The sequence below is a fragment of the Membranihabitans maritimus genome (assembly GCF_021729145.1).
In the GTDB taxonomy this organism is placed as follows: Bacteria; Bacteroidota; Bacteroidia; order Chitinophagales; family Saprospiraceae; genus Membranihabitans; species Membranihabitans maritimus.
Genome location: NZ_JAJSLW010000006.1, coordinates 134,622 through 150,627, shown reverse-complemented (window position 1 = coordinate 150,627; position 16,006 = coordinate 134,622). Strand labels below are relative to the sequence as shown.

The window sequence follows — 16,006 nt, the reverse complement described above, 5'->3', positions numbered from 1 at the left end:
ATTGGGCGGGTTCGGCTCATAATGCCTTGTTAGCCAGGTACTCCCATTCTTCTTTATTGGACATTTGAAGGGGGGGCGAATCAGCCCTGCTATACCAATAATTTGCATTCCATGTGTCTCCTTCCAGCTTGTGAAGATAAGCATGAATCAAACAGGAAAGTGAGTCACTTTCATCTTGTACAAGATTGTGAGCTTTTTCCCAACTGTCTTCGTGTATATGCCACAAAGCTTCCTGATGTATATTTAAAGAATGGGAAGATTTTTTTTCAGATAGTATTTCGATAAGTTTGGCTGAATTCATATTTCTACTCTTCTTGGATGATTTAAACAAGAATATAAATTTAATGGATTCATTTATGTACACAAACTTGTAGTCTTTTTCTTATCATTGTTTTGAAAAGTAACATGATAATACAAATTAATATTTGAATGCATATTTTAAGTATTGAAAACATGAGCAAATCCTATGGTGAAAAGATCCTCTTTGAGAGTCTTTCTATCCATATGAACCAGGGTGATAAAGTGGGGCTCATAGCTCCAAATGGTAGTGGCAAGAGTACATTGCTAAGAATGACTGCTGGTTTAGAGGTTTCTGATGATCCTTCTTCGAAATTATTTATCCACCCTTCCATTCGAATGGGGTTTTTAAAACAAGCCGAGGATATGAACCGGGATCAAACAGTGGCAAATTTTGTTTTTAGTACGGATATTCCTGAAGTAAAGGCACTTAAAGTTTATAAAGAGGCTTTGGGGGCGGGTAACCAGGATCTATTAGAGGAGGCAACTTTAATGATGGACAATGCCAGGGCCTGGAGCACTGAGTCCAGAATTAATGAAATACTTTCCAAATTAAATATACACGAATCCGATAAGAAATTAAATGAATTAAGCGGGGGGCAACTAAAGAGAGTTTCACTTGCAAAATTGCTCATTGATGATCCTGATTTATTAATCCTGGATGAGCCCACAAACCATCTGGATGTAGAAATGATCCAATGGCTCGAAGAGTATTTAACGATATCTTCTAAGTCTATTTTGATGGTGACGCATGATCGTTATTTCCTGGAGGATGTCTGCAACCAGATTTTGGAATTGGCCAATGGAAGTTTGTATACTTATCCGGGGAACTATTCGGTTTATCTGCAGAAAAAGCAGGATCGGATTGAACAAGAGAAGTCCGATAAGGCCAAGGCATCCAAATTAATGAAGAAAGAATTGGAATGGATCAACAGAATGCCTAAAGCGCGGACGACAAAAAATAAAGCCCGGATAGATGCTTTTGATGAAATCCGTACCGAAGCAAAAAAATCCATTTACAACCATGAATTGGAGTTCAATGTGTTGTCACGAAGAATGGGCTCTACCATATTAGAGTGTGATAATATATCAAAGGCGTATGGGGAAAAATCTATTATCAAAAATTTCTCTTATAAGTGGAAGAAAGGTGAAAAAATAGGCCTGGTAGGGAGAAATGGCACTGGGAAATCGACCTTATTGAATATACTAACGGGAAAAATTGTGCCTGATTCGGGGGAAGTGAAAAAAGGAAGTACTATTGAATTTGGATACTTCAACCAGGAAGGGCTTCTCCTTGAGAATGATCAGCCAATAATCGAAGTGATAAAATCCGTAGCAGAATCCTTGCCTACGAGAAACGGTGGTTTTATTTCTGCGGAACAGTTAATGGAAAAGTTTATGTTCCCAAGATCCCAGCAAAGGGTCTTTTATTCCCTTTTGAGCGGAGGGGAGCGAAGGCGTTTGCACCTGTTAAAAATACTCATGGGTAACCCCAATTTTTTAATCCTCGATGAACCGACCAATGACCTTGATGTTCTTACTTTGAATACACTGGAAGAATTTTTAATTGAGTTTGAGGGCTGTATAATTATTGCCAGTCACGATCGTTATTTGACAGATAAAATCGTTGACCATCTTTTTATAATGGATGGATATGGGGGTATAAAAGACTTTAATGGCTCTTATTCTGATTATTTGCAATGGCAAAAGGTTCGTGATGAGGAGTCAAAAAATGATAAGGTAGTCGAGCCTAAATCCCAGCCCAGTGAAAATCAGTATGAGGCACGGAAGAAAGTTCGAAAACTCGAACAGCAGATCGAAAAGCTCGAGAAAAAGAAATCAGAGTTAGAATTAAAGTTTCAAGATCCTGCTATTTCTGTTGAAGACCTTACGAAGTGGAATGCAGAGTTGGGTAAGGTGAAAGAACAAATTGTAGAATTGGAATCAGATTGGGAAGAATTGGTGGAAAAACTGGAGTCTTGAATGGAAGTTTCCCGATGAGCCAACCAGAGTAAACCTTTAGAATTGAATTAATCTTCTTTGTCAATCCGTTTCTTTTAAAATATTTAAATATTTTTATCCTTGAAGTTGTTTAATAAGTGAATGTTAAAATTACTGATATGTACTTGATTCTTCCCGAAGATCTCCCGTTGGGGCAAGACATACTTCATTTTGAATTTCATCCCCAGAAGGGATGGGACGAAAAAATAGGTGCTCCCGAAAGCGTTCGTATGAGGATCAATGGCATCGCAGTAACATAACAAATTGTTTTTAAACGGTTTCTTTATAATCAAGCAATAATATACCCGATATGTTCGAAAAAAAAAGCTTAATTAATAATTCCATTTCGATTGGTTTGTTTTTTTTGATTTCTGTAGCCTTATTTTATCCTCAGCTTCAAGGGAAAAAATATACGGCGGGGGATACGATGGAAGCTCGTGCCAAAGGAAAAGAAATATCTGATCTTAGGCAGGAATTGGGACGGCAAATCCTTTGGTCTGATGCTATATTCAGCGGAATGCCATCGTATTTCGTAAAGTTAACATACACAGGCAATGTATTTCGAATGATTGATAAGGTGTTCCTGGGCTTCATCAAGCGTCCTATCGGAATGTTTTTATTGGGGATGATAGTTGCTTTTATTGCTTTGAAGTCATTAGGTGTAAAGCACTGGTTGTCTACTATCGGTGCAATAGGAGTAATGATTACCACCAATAATTTTATATTATTTGAGGCCGGACATATGAGTAAGGTCATGACTATCATTTATCTCCCTTTTTTGCTTTCCGGTATGATTTTATTATTCCGTGATAAAAGACTTTGGGGATTTATATTATTCGCTTTGGGTTCAGTCATGGCGATTTATGAGAACCATCCTCAGATGATTTATTACTTTGCTCTGACGTCCATCCCATATATTCTTTATGAAACATATCAGGGAATCAAAAGTGGAAGAGCATTAAAAATCGGTGGAGTTTATTTATTACTTTTAATAGCGGTTGTATCCGGTGTATTGGCAAATGCTTCCCGACTTTGGACTACAATGGAATATGCCGAAGCATCAACCAGAGGTGGATCGGTTTTGACCAAAGAATCTCAGACGAATACAGAAGAAGGCCTGGGGTGGCAATACGCTATGCAATGGAGTAATGGGTTTGTCGATCTAGTTCCTAGTATAATTCCGGGTGCTGCTGGTGGAAGTAGCCAGGAGCCAGTACCCCATGATACCCAATTAGAAAGGGCTTTACAACAGAATAACGGCCAAAAGAAAGGAGATAAGTATCTTGGTCCCTTGTATTGGGGAAATCTTCCGTTTACCTCCGGAGCCATATATTTCGGAGCTTCGCTGATTTTGTTGACGGTCTTTGGCTTTCGATTCCTGACTGTGAATGAGAGGTGGCTTTATGGTGGAGCAATAATAATAACGCTTTTTCTTTCATTGGGGAAAAATGCGGCTTTCCTGAATAAAACACTTTTTGATTACTTTCCAATGTTCAATAATTTTCGGGCTCCAAATAGTGCATTGAGTATACTCCCCATGTTCTTGTCTTTTGCAGCATTTACAGGAATTAACCGTTGGATTGGAAGTTTTAAAAAGAGTAAAAAAGGAAAATCGCTAAAGGTGAAAATTCCAAAGAAGGTTTGGATTGCGACCGGCATTGTGGCTGGTTTTTGCTTGATAATTGCGTTGATCGGACCTTCCTTGTTCAGTTTTGAGGGAGTTAATGCAGAGAATTATCGGTCCCAAAACGTTTTGGGGATGATAGTAGAAGCTAGAGAAGCTTTGTTGAAAAATGATGCCTGGCGTTCTTTGTTAATGGTCATTTTAGCATTTATACCAATATGGATGTTCTACCACCGGAAAATTAAGACGGAGTGGTTGTTTAGTCTTAGTGTAGGAGTGATATTTTTGATAGATATTGCCCCTATTAGTTATCGATATTTCCACATGGACAAATTTGCAACGGATCGTCAATATGAAAGCACCTTTCAAATGCGCCCGATTGATGAGCAGATTTTATCACGAGAAGACCACAGAGCTGATTATCGGGTTTTGGACTATTCTATTAATACTTTTAACTCGAATATGACATCGTATTATCACAATACAATAGGTGGTTATCACGCTTTGAAAATGTCCCGATACCAGGATTTGATTGATGGGCATATAAGTACGAGTAATCAACGTGTACTTAATATGCTAAATACCAAATACATAATCGGCCGTGATGGTAAGTTAAATGTTAATTCTCAGGCTAATGGAACAGCCTGGTTTGTACAAGACCTTATTCCGGTCCATACTCCTGACGAAGAATTCCGAGCATTGGACTCGATAAATACCCGCAATCAAGCGGTGGTATTAATGGATGAATTCCAGAAAGAGTTAAATGGCAAAACACAATGGTCCGCTGCGGGTAGTGTGACACAGGAGAAAAAAATACCGGATGACCTTTCTTATAAGACCAATAATTCCGGAGAAGGGTTGCTGGTCCTTTCCGAATTGTGGTACGATGGACCGGGATGGGAAGCTTATATCGATGGTGAAGAAGTTCCTATTGTTCGCGTCAATTTTGCATTACGTGCGGTAGTTGTCCCGGCAGGTGAACATACTATAGAATTCAAATTCCGCCCAGCGAGTTACTTAGTAGGGGAACGCGTATCTCTAGGTATATCACTGGGATTATTATTGTTGATTCTGGGAGGGATATACTCTTACTGGAAAGGTGGCAATGGGTTGAAATTCTGGAGGACAACCAATGAAGAAAAAGTGAATTAATATGCCTTAGCCGGAAAATGCTAACCATTACCCACTCAGCGGGTAGGGAAACTGCAAAAGTGTAATAATGAACTAGTTACAAAACATGTAATAACTTGTTATTTGCCTGCCATTTTGCCAAAATTTGTGTGATAAATAAATTGCATTGGCTTACCGTGTCCTGACATTCATTTATCTTCGAAATTGCCAGTCTTTAGTATCATCTGGAGGTTGATCCTGAAATATTACGTTGAAGACCAATTGCTTTGAAAGTATTACCGTCATTATTCTCCCGAAAGCATTCGGGGGTGTCATGAATATAGCGGCTTAGTGTGCAGATTTGTAGAGTTCATGGTATTTTTGGATGATGTTTTCCCATGTTAAATTATGGACTTTCTTTAATGCATTATCTGCTAAAGATTTTCTTTTTCTAGGATTTTCGATCAATAATTTCAGCTTTTGGTAAAAATCTTCGAAATTAATAGCAAAAAGCATTTCATTATCTTCTTCGTACGTTCCACAAGGGCCTTCAAGGTGTAATCCGATCATAGCATTGTGATTAGCTGCTGCCTCATTGAATACGAGGCCATACGTCTCCCGAATACTCGGAAGAAGGAAAATTTCTGATTCTTTTAAGAAGTCCAGTACCAGGGGTTTAGGTACCTGACCGGTAAATTCTATAGCCTCTCTTGCCTCTTCAGCTAAGATATTGAGTTTGTCGAATTCGGGCCCTTCACCTATAATTCTAAGAAATATATTGGAAAATTCTTTGTGTAATTGAATAAATGCGTTGATTACCCAATTTATTTGTTTTCTTCTGATCAGACTCCCAACTGTAGTTACGATCAGTTTATCCTCATCATATTCCGGCGGTTGCTTCAGGATTTCCTTGCTTTCAATACCACTGGGTATAAGTTTGGATTGAACACCATATCGATTGAGTACTATTTCCCTGGCATGTGAGTTGAGAACAATAATTTGACTAGCATTTTCCAGAATCTTTTTGATGTTTTTGGAAGTGTGGCCATTTTCCTTTATTTTCTTAATTAACTGGATATCAGTATCGCGAATGGTTACAAGATAAGGTATTCCCTTTTTTTTAAAAATTTGATAGGCCATAAAACCATCAGGAAGTAAATAATGGGCGTGAACTAATTGGTAATTTGTACTATGTTGTGGAACAGAGAAGGTCAGTGGTAAAAATAGAAACTCAAAGTTCTTTATCGGGAGACGTAGATAAGATGTAGTGATGATTTTAAAAGAATTGTAGGTCCAGCTCGATAAAGATTTCAAGTGGCGATACTTTTGGTGGTTTTTCAAAAATACAGGCACTATTTCTTTGGGATACAGGAAGTCAATACTGAAATTTTCACCAAGTTTTTCAGCCAATGTAAAGATGACTCGATTGGCCTTTCGAGTAGGAGTAGGAATATTCTTTGCAATGTAAAGAATATTCATGTGGGTTGGATTTTGAGATGCCATAGCCTGTCAAAGATAGAAATTTTGATAATCTTTGCAAGATGAAGAAATTACTTCTGTTAACCTACTATTGGCCACCGGCAGGAGGTCCCGGTGTACAAAGAGCCCTGTACTTTGTCAAGTACCTTCGAAAATACGGGTGGGAACCAGTGGTGTATACAGTCGAAAATGGTGAATTTCACAATTTGGACTCCTCGTTGGAAAAAGAAATACCTGAAGGAACCAAGGTGTTGAAACATCCCATATGGGAGCCTTATAGTTTGTATAAATCAGCAGTGGGAACGAAAAAGGGGGATACTATCAAACCGGTTGTAGTTGCCGAGAAAACCAAACGTCCTTTACTGCAAAATCTGGCCGTGTGGGTTCGCGGTAATTTTTTTATACCGGATGCCCGGAGATTCTGGATAAAACCTTCTATCAAATTTTTAGGAGAATATTTGGAGAGCAGTCCTGTGGACGCCATTTATTCGACCAGTCCTCCGCAATCAGTACATCTCATTGCATTGGGATTAAAGGAAAAGCTGGGAACTCCCTGGTTGGCGGATTTTAGGGATCCCTGGACAAAAGTGGTGTATTACGATGACCTAAAACTGTCGAAATGGGCAGATAAGAAACACAGAAATCTTGAAAAAGCGGTTTTGACCGGAGCGGATAGGATAGTAGCGGCTAGTTATAAGCTACAACAGGAGTTTTCGGTGCTCGGTGATAGAGAAGTAGATGTTGTCACCAATGGATTTGATACTGAAATGCATTTCGAAGATCGGGAGGAGGCTGAGCGTTTTACCTTGCTGCACCTGGGGAGTGTAACAGCCAAACGGAATCCTGAACAATTTTGGGTAGCGCTGGAGGAGATTATTAACAAAACTGGATATACTCCTTCTGAGTTTTGTATTGAATTCATAGGCTCTGTACATCCGGATATTGTAGAACGCCTGAAAGAGCTCGGGCTTATGGATTTTGTGATTTTTAAGGAATTTATTCCTCACGATGAAATTTGGGAGCCGATTGATCGCGCGTCTACACTTTTATTGATCAATAACAAAGGACAGGATCAGATTATTCCGGCAAAGTTATTTGAGTACCTGGTTTCCAAAACACCTATTTTAGGGATTGCTGATTCAAAAGGGGATGTTGCCAGAATTATAAATGAAAGTGGGCGTGGGATTGTTGTTGATTTTGACGATAAGGAGAGATTTAAGGAACAACTGCAGATGTTATTTATAAAACATAAAAGCGGGAGTTTGCGCAGGGAGTATTTGGGAGACCGTAATCGAATATCTACCTATTCAAGACAAAATTTGACGGGTGATTTGGTGAAAATATTGGATGAAATGACGGAATAGAGGGAGGGTTGATGATGATTAATACCAATTTGTATTGGGAAAATTGAATATAGATTAAATGAAATATCTATATGGCTTTTTATGCCAAAAAGCTAGTTTAGTTTAATAAAAAGAAAAAGGATGAAATATACCCTTATAATACCTGTTTACAACAGATTGTCGGAAGTCAGGGAATTGTTGAAATCAGTCGAAGATCTTAATTTCAACCGAAGTGATTTTGAGGTTTTATTTGTAGATGATGGCTCTGACGATGGTTTTAGGGAATTTATTAAATCGTATAGATCCAATTCTGAATTGAATATTGTAACACTTTTTCAGGAAAATCGTGGCCCTGGGGCGGCCCGTAATTTTGGGATGAGTGAAGCTAACGGAGATTATTTTATTTTTGTCGATTCTGACTGTATATTACCCGTTACCTATTTGGAAAGAATTCATCAGGCAGTAATGGAGAATAATTATGATGCCTTTGGCGGCCCTGATACGGATCACCCTTCTTTCTCCCGGTTGCTAAAGGCTATCAATTACAGTATGACATCTTTTGTGGGTACGGGTGGTACTCGCGGTGGTAAAAACCAGATCGGTAAGTTTTATCCGCGAAGTTTCAATATGGGCGTGTCCCGGAAGGTGTATGAGCAAATTGGAGGGATGAATCACCTGAGGCATGGACAGGACATGGATTATTCGGCCAGGATTTACAATGCCGGATTCGAGGTAGGGTTTATTTTTGATGCCTTTGTGTACCACAAGAGAAGAACAAGTTTGTCCAAGTTTTTTAGGCAGATATTCAATTGGGGAGTGGCACGTATCAATTTAGGTGTACGGCACCAGTCTTTGTTGAAACCGGTCCACTTTTTACCCGCCGTTTTGGTTGCGTTTTATATTCTGATACTTGTATTGGGTTTGATATTTCAAGGGCTTCGACCGATACTGTATCTTGTATTACTTGGGCATTTAGCTGTCTGTGTCTGGGCATTTTTGGAATCCTTTATCAAATACAAATCCATTAAAATTTCTTTTTTGTCAATTATTACCCTGAATATGCAGGTGTTTGCCTATGGCCTGGGTTTTTTATACGCCTTGTTCCAGCGAGCAATAGGTAAGCAGGAAGCTGAAGGATTTGTCAAAAATTATTACGGAAAAGTTGGCGATTGAATGGTATCGAACTAGATAAAGGGAGCAAAAATGGTAAATTTTACTTAGTGAAGACTAACCTAAATTAGTAGGGAATTTGAGTTTGGTCGTGAGTCGTGGGAAGGGGGCTTCTTGTGAAAGGAATAAGACCGGTTTTTTTCTGGGATTTTGTGATATGGGATTGCATAAGATGAGGAATAATTTACCTTCTTGATTTAATCCAGTATACTCGGGGACAACTTAGTAAAAGTGATATTAATTTTTTATTACTGGAAATCTTAATTATTTTGCTCCATAATATAAGGAAACCATGATCTTAAAAAAGATACGTAAACACGCACTGATCGCTGAAAGGAGGGTGAAGTTTGATCGGGAAATGAAAAGAATAGCCCAGTATAAAAATCCTTTATTGGCAAAAGTGCTTGAGGCTTTTTTTAAAGTGAAAAAATCGCGGTTTTCTTCCGAAGATCTGTTGGCATTTGACCGGTGTGAAAGCTATCGACAAAAACTTATGAAGGACAATACCATTGTCTCTTATGAAGTTTTTGGTTCGGATCAAACATCTACCGTAGCAGGTATTTGCAAAAGGGCAGCCTCAAAACCGAAGTGGTGCCAATTACTGTACGCATTGGCTGATATTCCGGACCAACCGGTGGTCTTGGAAATCGGTACTAATGTGGGGATTTCCGGATCCTATATACTCGAATGTATAAAAGATAAAGCCGGTAGTCGATTTGTTAGTATGGAAGGACTTCCGCAATTATGTGAATTGTCTTCCGGCCAATTTGAAAATATTGTACCAAAAGAACAGTTTGAAGTCGTCCAGGGGCTTTACGATACTACTTTCCCGGAAATGGTGTCGAAGAAAATTCCTTTTAACCTGCTATTTATAGACGGTAATCACAAGAAAGATCCCACCCTTGAATACTTGCAACAACTAAAGCTAATAATCTCCTATCCTTCGATTATTATTTTTGATGATATCAACTGGAGTGAGGGCATGAAAGAAGCCTGGAAAATTATTAAAGCGGACAAGGATGTCAATTATTCCATTGACTTGTACAATGTCGGGATCGTGATATTGGACAGGGAAGATGAGAAAAGGAATGTTGGTTTTGAATTTCATTTGGCGTATTAGTTAAAAAAATTATCCATTTAAGTGTGTAGATAAACGGGTTTTAGTTTTTTACTGACTAGCACTCGGCCTACATGAATTATCTTTTTTCTTACCCAATCTTTTTAGCTCACGGCGATATAATAAAATAATAACAAGTAGTCACAAAATTTCGAAACACGGGAATAGAATCAATAAAATCCAGTTGTTTCCGCGGTGTGAGGTTGAATTTGATTTCGTAATTGGGATTGAAAAGGTAAGGGCTTCGGTCGAGCACCCGGTAATTTTCTTCCCGGATAATGCGGTTAAATCGCTCTACACTGATACCTGTGTCTACGTGTTCCATTAGGCTGCGGATCTTTCCTTCGGATTCGCCCCCCTTCTTGAGGATAGACTTATATATATTTCTGGGAAGTAAGTGGTAGTAAGGCAATTTTGAGAGCCATTTGTTCTTACATACCTGTTGATGCCCTCCGAAAGGCATTTGCCAGGGGGGGAATCCCAGGAAGAATAATGTGTTTTCGTGCATAAACCGCTTGACAAATCCCAGAAACACTTCCTGGTTGGGGATATGCTCGATCACATCCCGCATGATCACAATATCAAATACACCAAACTCTTCGGGTGTAACGTCATAAATGTTCTGGCAGATCAATTGAAGTTGCTCTTCGTTATATTCTACAAGGTATTGTTTTGCGTTTTCGATCTGCTTGCAGTTGAGGTCGATACCTACGACTTTGCAACCCCTTTCCAGGAAGGGGAGGATATTTCCCCCTTCTCCGCAGCCTATTTCCAGGACACGCGAGTTTGAATCTACTTTTCCAAACTTTTCCAGGTAGGGGATTACGTATTTTTGGGTGGTATACGCCTGTTCGTTGAAATAGCGCTGTCTGTCGGAGTGTCGGTCTTGCATATCTTAATTGGCTTCAATATTGAAATACATCGAATAATGAAAATGTATTAAATACGAAAGTAGATAAATAGCTTCAATTATCAATTATCAATTATCAATTATCAATTATCAATTATCAATGTACTCTCTTCAATTATTCAATTTGCATTAAGGCATGAACCATGAAAAGCTCGCAGCTAATGGCTCAAGGCTCGTAACTTCATTTTGGACTCCCACAGAACTGATTGCTATGACGACTCCATCTTCCGCCTCCCGGCTTTTCCAAGAATCCATTATCTTTGATAAAAAAACTACATGAAAAAAATAATTATACTCTTTCTTCTGGCATTTCAACTAGCTACAGCTCAAGAGACACATTTTACGGAATTGGATACAATATACGGTGCTTATACGCCGGAACGGGCGTGGTGGGACTTGAATTACTACCACCTGGATGTAGAAGTAGATCCCAAGGAAAAATCACTGGATGGTTCAGTACTTATCCAATATACCGTACTGGAAACCCATGATGTTATGCAGATTGAATTACAGAAACCGTTGGAAATTGAAAGAATAATGCAACAAGGAGCAGAGTTGGATTATTCTGTTAAGGGCTTTAGTTATTTTATTCATTTAACAGAAGAGCAAAAGCCCGGTGAGGTGAATGAGTTGAAAGTTTATTATAGCGGTGTTCCGCATGAAAGTACGAATCCACCCTGGAGTGGGGGAATAACCTGGAGCAAAGACGAAAACGGTAATCCGTTTGTCGCTTCCAGTTGCCAGGGGGACGGTCCCAGTATTTGGTGGCCGTGTAAAGACCACCCCAAAGATGAAGTGGATAGTGTGTTAATCAGCGTGACAGTTCCTGAAGATTTGATGGATGTGTCCAATGGCCGTCTGAGGGGTATAGACGAAAATACGGATGGAACCAGAACTTTTCATTGGTTTGTGGGAAGCCCTATCAACCATTATGGAATCAATATCAATGTCGGTGATTACGTACATTTTGATGAGGTATATAACGGAGAGAAAGGAGAATTGGATTGTGATTATTATGTATTGAGGGATAATCTGGAGAAAGCAAAAGTTCAATTTCAGCAAGTTCCCAAAATGTTGGATGCATTTGAACATTGGTTCGGTCCATATCCTTTTTACGAAGATGGGTTTAAATTGGTGGAGGCTCCTTACCTGGGTATGGAACACCAAAGTTCAGTGACCTATGGGAATGGATATGAGAATGGATACAGAGGAAGTGATCTCAGTGGCAGTGGCTGGGGATTGAAGTTCGATTATATAATTATTCACGAAGCGGGTCACGAATGGTTTGCCAATAATATTACCTATGCAGATGTGGCGGATATGTGGATCCATGAGAGTTTTACCACGTATTCGGAGAATTTATATTTGGATTATCATTTTGGTAAAGAAGCGAGTTCGGAGTACGTACTAGGTATGCGATCCAGTATCGTGAATGACGGGCCAATAATCGGGAAATATGGCGTGGATCAAGAAGGTTCAAGAGATATGTATTTCAAAGGGGCTAATATCTTGCATACCCTTAGACAAATAGTTAATGACGATGAGAAATGGAGGGAGGTATTGAGAGGACTGAATAAGGAATTTTACCATCAGACGGTAACCACACAAGAGGTAGAAGCTTTTATCAATGATCAGATAAAAGTGGATTTGACTTCTTTTTTTGACCAATACCTGAGGGATTACAGGATACCTATATTTTCCTACAGAATCCACGATGGAAATCTTATGTATAAATACGACAATGTGGTTCCCGGATTTGGAATGCCCATCCGGTTAATTCAGGGGGAGGATGAAATCTGGCTTGATGATGCCTCGACACGTTGGCAATCAATTCCTTTGGAAGGGGAGTTTGAGGTGGATCCCAATTTTTACGTAGCTTCGTTTAATTTGACGGGAGATTAAGCTCAGCCAACTTTTCCTCTATTTTATTTTCGTCGCCATTGGAATACCCAATCCGTGAATATACAATTTCCCTGTCTTTATTGAGTAAAACGGTAAACGGAATGCTTTGAAAGTTAAATATTTGTTTACTTTGGCCCTCGGGATCAAGCAATACTTCATAAGGCCATTTCTTTTGAGCTACCATGCTTTTTACCCTTCCGGCTGTTCGTGCATCATCCGTACTAATGGCATAGAGTTCTACATTGTATTTTTCTTGCCAGTCAGCGTAATTATTTTTGATAGCATCTAGTTCTTTTTTACAGGGACCGCACCAGGTAGCCCAGAAACTCAATATTACATACTTATCTTCCGGTAAAGATTTTTCGAGGGTAGTTCTACTGCCCTTTAAGTCTTTTAATTGGAGGTGGTTGAACGCTGAAGATTGGGCTCCCGAAAAAAAAGGTACAAATATTGCGAGTGAAAAGATTGACAAGAGTTGAATAACTTTCATATATCTAAAATAGATAGATTTTTTAATAAAAATAGTAATGGCTCATTAATTAAATACGTTTAACTGACAGAAAAGTTTGGGATTTGAAAAAAACGTTACTCTCAATAGGGTTTATAGTATGTTGGAATGTATTGGTTTGTCAAGACAATGAAAAAGAACTGGCAATTAATGGACTTTTTGTCTCCAATTTAAATTTTGCCATCAAAGATGAAAAAATAGGGGCATCGGCGACCCCTTTTTATGAAGATAAAAAATGGGGTGGGGATGCCTGGTTGGATATTAATGCTTATTATAGAAATTGGCAGTTCAGTACCCGTCTGGACGGGTATCATCATAGTATATTACTAAACCCCGAAGACGTCTATACAAAATATGGTATAGGTTACTTTAATGTTCGGTATTCCGGTGATAATTTTAACATAGAAGGGGGACATTTTTATGGGCAAATTGGCAACGGTCTTATCATGCGGTCATATCGCGATCTCAATCTTCTTATTGACAATTCAATTTTGGGTGTTAAAGGAGAAGTATACCTTCCTCGGAATCAGAAACTCATGTTGTTCGGGGGCAAACCCAAGGACTTGTTTCATTTAGAACCCCTCTGGAATGCAGGTGGAGAATACAGGAATGACTGGAAAATTGGGTCTGTTTACTTAAGTACAGGTGCGGGGGGAAGTTTTAAATTTCTGGATCAATCAATGATTAATGATTTGGTGGATGAGGTGCAATATTATTTTCCGGAGGATCGGGTTGAATTGTATCGCAGTTCCCAGGCCATTACTTTTTTTAATGACCTTTCTGCAGGGGTTTTTAATTGGGCTTTAGAATATAGTATGAAATTTCACGACCCTTTTTATAATTCCGAATCACTGAGAACGTTGGGAAGTGGAGAGAATGTTCTGGGACGATTCGAAACGAAAACAGGCAAGGCTTTTTACACACAATTCGGACTGGATTTTGAAAAAATTTCTTTTCAACTAGAGGGGAAATACATCGATCGTTTTATTAACAAATCAGATCCGTTTAGTTTCAACTACCGAAATGATCTGAATTTCATTCCACCAATGGCAAGGGTTCAAACTTACCGTCTAAAGGCACGTTATATACCCGCTACCCAGTTTTTGGGTGAAAAATCCCTGCAAATGGGTATAACGTACCCGTTAAAAAAACACTTGTTTCAGTGGAGCAACACCCTCATTTATAAATTGGATAATTCGCGACTATATGAGGAATATGACTTGCAGTGGGAACACAGGGATGAAAGTAGTAAATGGGTAGGTGGATTAATGTACCAGGATTACAACCAATCGATCTATGAGGGTAAGGGAGGGAATTTACGGATTCAAAGTTGGATACCCTATGTTGAGTTCTACAAGAGGATAAAAGGTGACCAAAGTCTGAAAATTGAAAGCCAGAGTTTATTAACTGAGCAGGATAAGGGGAACTTGTTTTTTGTAGGTATGGAATATGCACTATCTTCCCAGTGGACGTTTAACCTTTCTTGTATGTACGAACAGAAAGCATCGCTTTTTTATCCTTCGGGAGGATTTTTTTACAGGGGAGGTAATGGGTTATACGGGTTGAACTTTGTGAAGCAGTTGGAAGGGTACGTATGTTCCGGTGGAATATGTCGATATGAACCGGCTTTTAGTGGCGTAAAAGTATCTGTACAAACTCGATTTTAGGTAATTACAGGAAATGAAATGAATAAACAAATATCGAATTTAGTTGCTTTTTTCCTATTGTTTTTCATCATTCTCACAAGTTGTGATGACAAAGTTGAATACGATTTAATCCGTCCGGAATCCGGTCCTCAAAAGGTGCTGGTGGAAGAGGTTAGTGGTGTTCGTTGTCCAAACTGTCCTGATGGCACCCGTTTACTGGATGCATTACAAAAGGAATTTGATAGTTCTCTGGTAGTGGTGACTTTTCATGCGGGAAGTTTTTCATTCCCTTATTCTGAAAGCAAATATGATTTTAAAACCGACCAAACTGTTGAATTATTGCAGAAACTGGGAAGTCCTCTGGGGTATCCTGCTGCTATAATTCAAAGGACCAAGGCGAGTCAAGGTGACGGTTATCCACAATTATCAAATACATGGTCATCATCGATTTCCAATGCATTATCGGTTGAGCCGAAAATCAAAATTAACCTTGAAACCGTCATTACGGCAGACGAACACGTTAAGTTAATTTATAATTTATTATTTTTAGAAAAAATGGATGGCCCGGTTTTTACCAATATTTACCTTTTGGAGGATGGTTTAATAGATTACCAGGCAGATCTCAGGGATGATAATGGTGTGGTAGAAAAGTATGAACATAATCATGTTTTAAAACAAATAATTACGCCGATAAATGGGGAAATACTGGGCAATTCATTTGATATTTTGGAAACGTACACCGATTCAATCACCTTAGATTTGAAATCGTATGATAACATAGAGGTTCCTCAAAATACCTCGCTAATAGTTTTTATTACCAGGGACGATAAAGTCTTACAGGTAGAAAAAGCGTATAACTATCCCTGAATCTCCATACAAATTCAATATCTTTAGCGATT

General features: G+C 38.9%; 14 protein-coding genes. 9 read left to right on the top strand and 5 right to left on the bottom strand.

The genetic code is table 11. The features are described from left to right. Positions 1–16 precede the first annotated feature (16 nt). On the bottom strand, positions 17–301 hold the full coding sequence (locus tag LVD47_RS08855) for a hypothetical protein (protein WP_236975359.1): 285 nt from the start codon (positions 299–301) through the stop codon (positions 17–19). A gap of 128 nt (positions 302–429) precedes the next feature. Between LVD47_RS08855 and LVD47_RS08850 the strand changes: the two genes are divergently transcribed. From LVD47_RS08850 to LVD47_RS08840, 3 genes are all read left to right on the top strand, one after another. After that, entirely contained in the window at positions 430–2,280 is a 1,851-nt protein-coding gene (locus tag LVD47_RS08850; RefSeq protein WP_236975357.1) for an ABC-F family ATP-binding cassette domain-containing protein, read from the top strand. A gap of 137 nt (positions 2,281–2,417) precedes the next feature. Next, complete coding sequence (locus LVD47_RS08845; RefSeq protein ID WP_236975355.1) at positions 2,418–2,558, top strand: hypothetical protein; 141 nt, start codon at positions 2,418–2,420, stop codon at positions 2,556–2,558. A 50-nt stretch (positions 2,559–2,608) separates the two neighbouring features. Then, positions 2,609–5,074, top strand: a complete 2,466-nt coding sequence (locus tag LVD47_RS08840) for a YfhO family protein (RefSeq protein ID WP_236975354.1) — start codon at positions 2,609–2,611, stop codon at positions 5,072–5,074. 306 nt (positions 5,075–5,380) lie between these two features. Here LVD47_RS08840 and LVD47_RS08835 read toward each other — a convergent pair whose 3' ends face one another. Continuing rightward, positions 5,381–6,511: a glycosyltransferase family 4 protein gene (locus LVD47_RS08835; RefSeq protein WP_236975352.1), complete on the bottom strand. Its 1,131-nt coding sequence runs from the start codon at positions 6,509–6,511 to the stop codon at positions 5,381–5,383. Positions 6,512–6,573: 62 nt separating this feature from the next. On the opposite strand from LVD47_RS08835, the gene LVD47_RS08830 reads away from it, so the two are divergent. The 3 genes from LVD47_RS08830 (at position 6,574) to LVD47_RS08820 (ending at position 10,144) form a co-directional block, all read left to right on the top strand. Continuing rightward, complete coding sequence (locus LVD47_RS08830) at positions 6,574–7,875, top strand: glycosyltransferase (RefSeq protein ID WP_236975350.1); 1,302 nt, start codon at positions 6,574–6,576, stop codon at positions 7,873–7,875. Positions 7,876–7,995: 120 nt separating this feature from the next. Beyond that, positions 7,996–9,027, top strand: a complete 1,032-nt coding sequence (locus LVD47_RS08825; protein ID WP_236975348.1) for a glycosyltransferase family 2 protein — start codon at positions 7,996–7,998, stop codon at positions 9,025–9,027. A gap of 289 nt (positions 9,028–9,316) precedes the next feature. After that, on the top strand, positions 9,317–10,144 hold the full coding sequence (locus LVD47_RS08820; RefSeq protein ID WP_236975347.1) for a class I SAM-dependent methyltransferase: 828 nt from the start codon (positions 9,317–9,319) through the stop codon (positions 10,142–10,144). Between the two features lie 106 nt (positions 10,145–10,250). On the opposite strand, the gene LVD47_RS08815 is transcribed toward LVD47_RS08820, so the two are convergent. Then, on the bottom strand, positions 10,251–11,033 hold the full coding sequence (locus LVD47_RS08815) for a class I SAM-dependent methyltransferase (RefSeq protein WP_236975346.1): 783 nt from the start codon (positions 11,031–11,033) through the stop codon (positions 10,251–10,253). 147 nt (positions 11,034–11,180) lie between these two features. Beyond that, positions 11,181–11,306, bottom strand: a complete 126-nt coding sequence (locus LVD47_RS23710; protein WP_255785063.1) for a hypothetical protein — start codon at positions 11,304–11,306, stop codon at positions 11,181–11,183. 21 nt (positions 11,307–11,327) lie between these two features. Here LVD47_RS23710 and LVD47_RS08810 point away from each other — a divergent pair, with 21 nt between their 5' ends. Further along, positions 11,328–12,953: a M1 family metallopeptidase gene (locus LVD47_RS08810; RefSeq protein WP_236975345.1), complete on the top strand. Its 1,626-nt coding sequence runs from the start codon at positions 11,328–11,330 to the stop codon at positions 12,951–12,953. On the opposite strand, the gene LVD47_RS08805 is transcribed toward LVD47_RS08810, so the two are convergent. Beyond that, the gene (locus LVD47_RS08805; RefSeq protein WP_236975344.1) at positions 12,934–13,443 is read right to left on the bottom strand and encodes a TlpA family protein disulfide reductase; all 510 of its coding nucleotides are present in this window, start codon (positions 13,441–13,443) and stop codon (positions 12,934–12,936) included. The genes LVD47_RS08810 and LVD47_RS08805 overlap by 20 nt on opposite strands. Positions 13,444–13,526: 83 nt before the next feature. Here LVD47_RS08805 and LVD47_RS08800 point away from each other — a divergent pair, with 83 nt between their 5' ends. Both LVD47_RS08800 and LVD47_RS08795 read left to right on the top strand, forming a co-directional pair. Beyond that, the gene (locus tag LVD47_RS08800; RefSeq protein WP_236975343.1) at positions 13,527–15,128 is read left to right on the top strand and encodes a DUF6029 family protein; all 1,602 of its coding nucleotides are present in this window, start codon (positions 13,527–13,529) and stop codon (positions 15,126–15,128) included. Between the two features lie 18 nt (positions 15,129–15,146). Beyond that, entirely contained in the window at positions 15,147–15,974 is an 828-nt protein-coding gene (locus LVD47_RS08795) for an Omp28-related outer membrane protein (RefSeq protein WP_236975342.1), read from the top strand. Positions 15,975–16,006 lie beyond the last annotated feature (32 nt).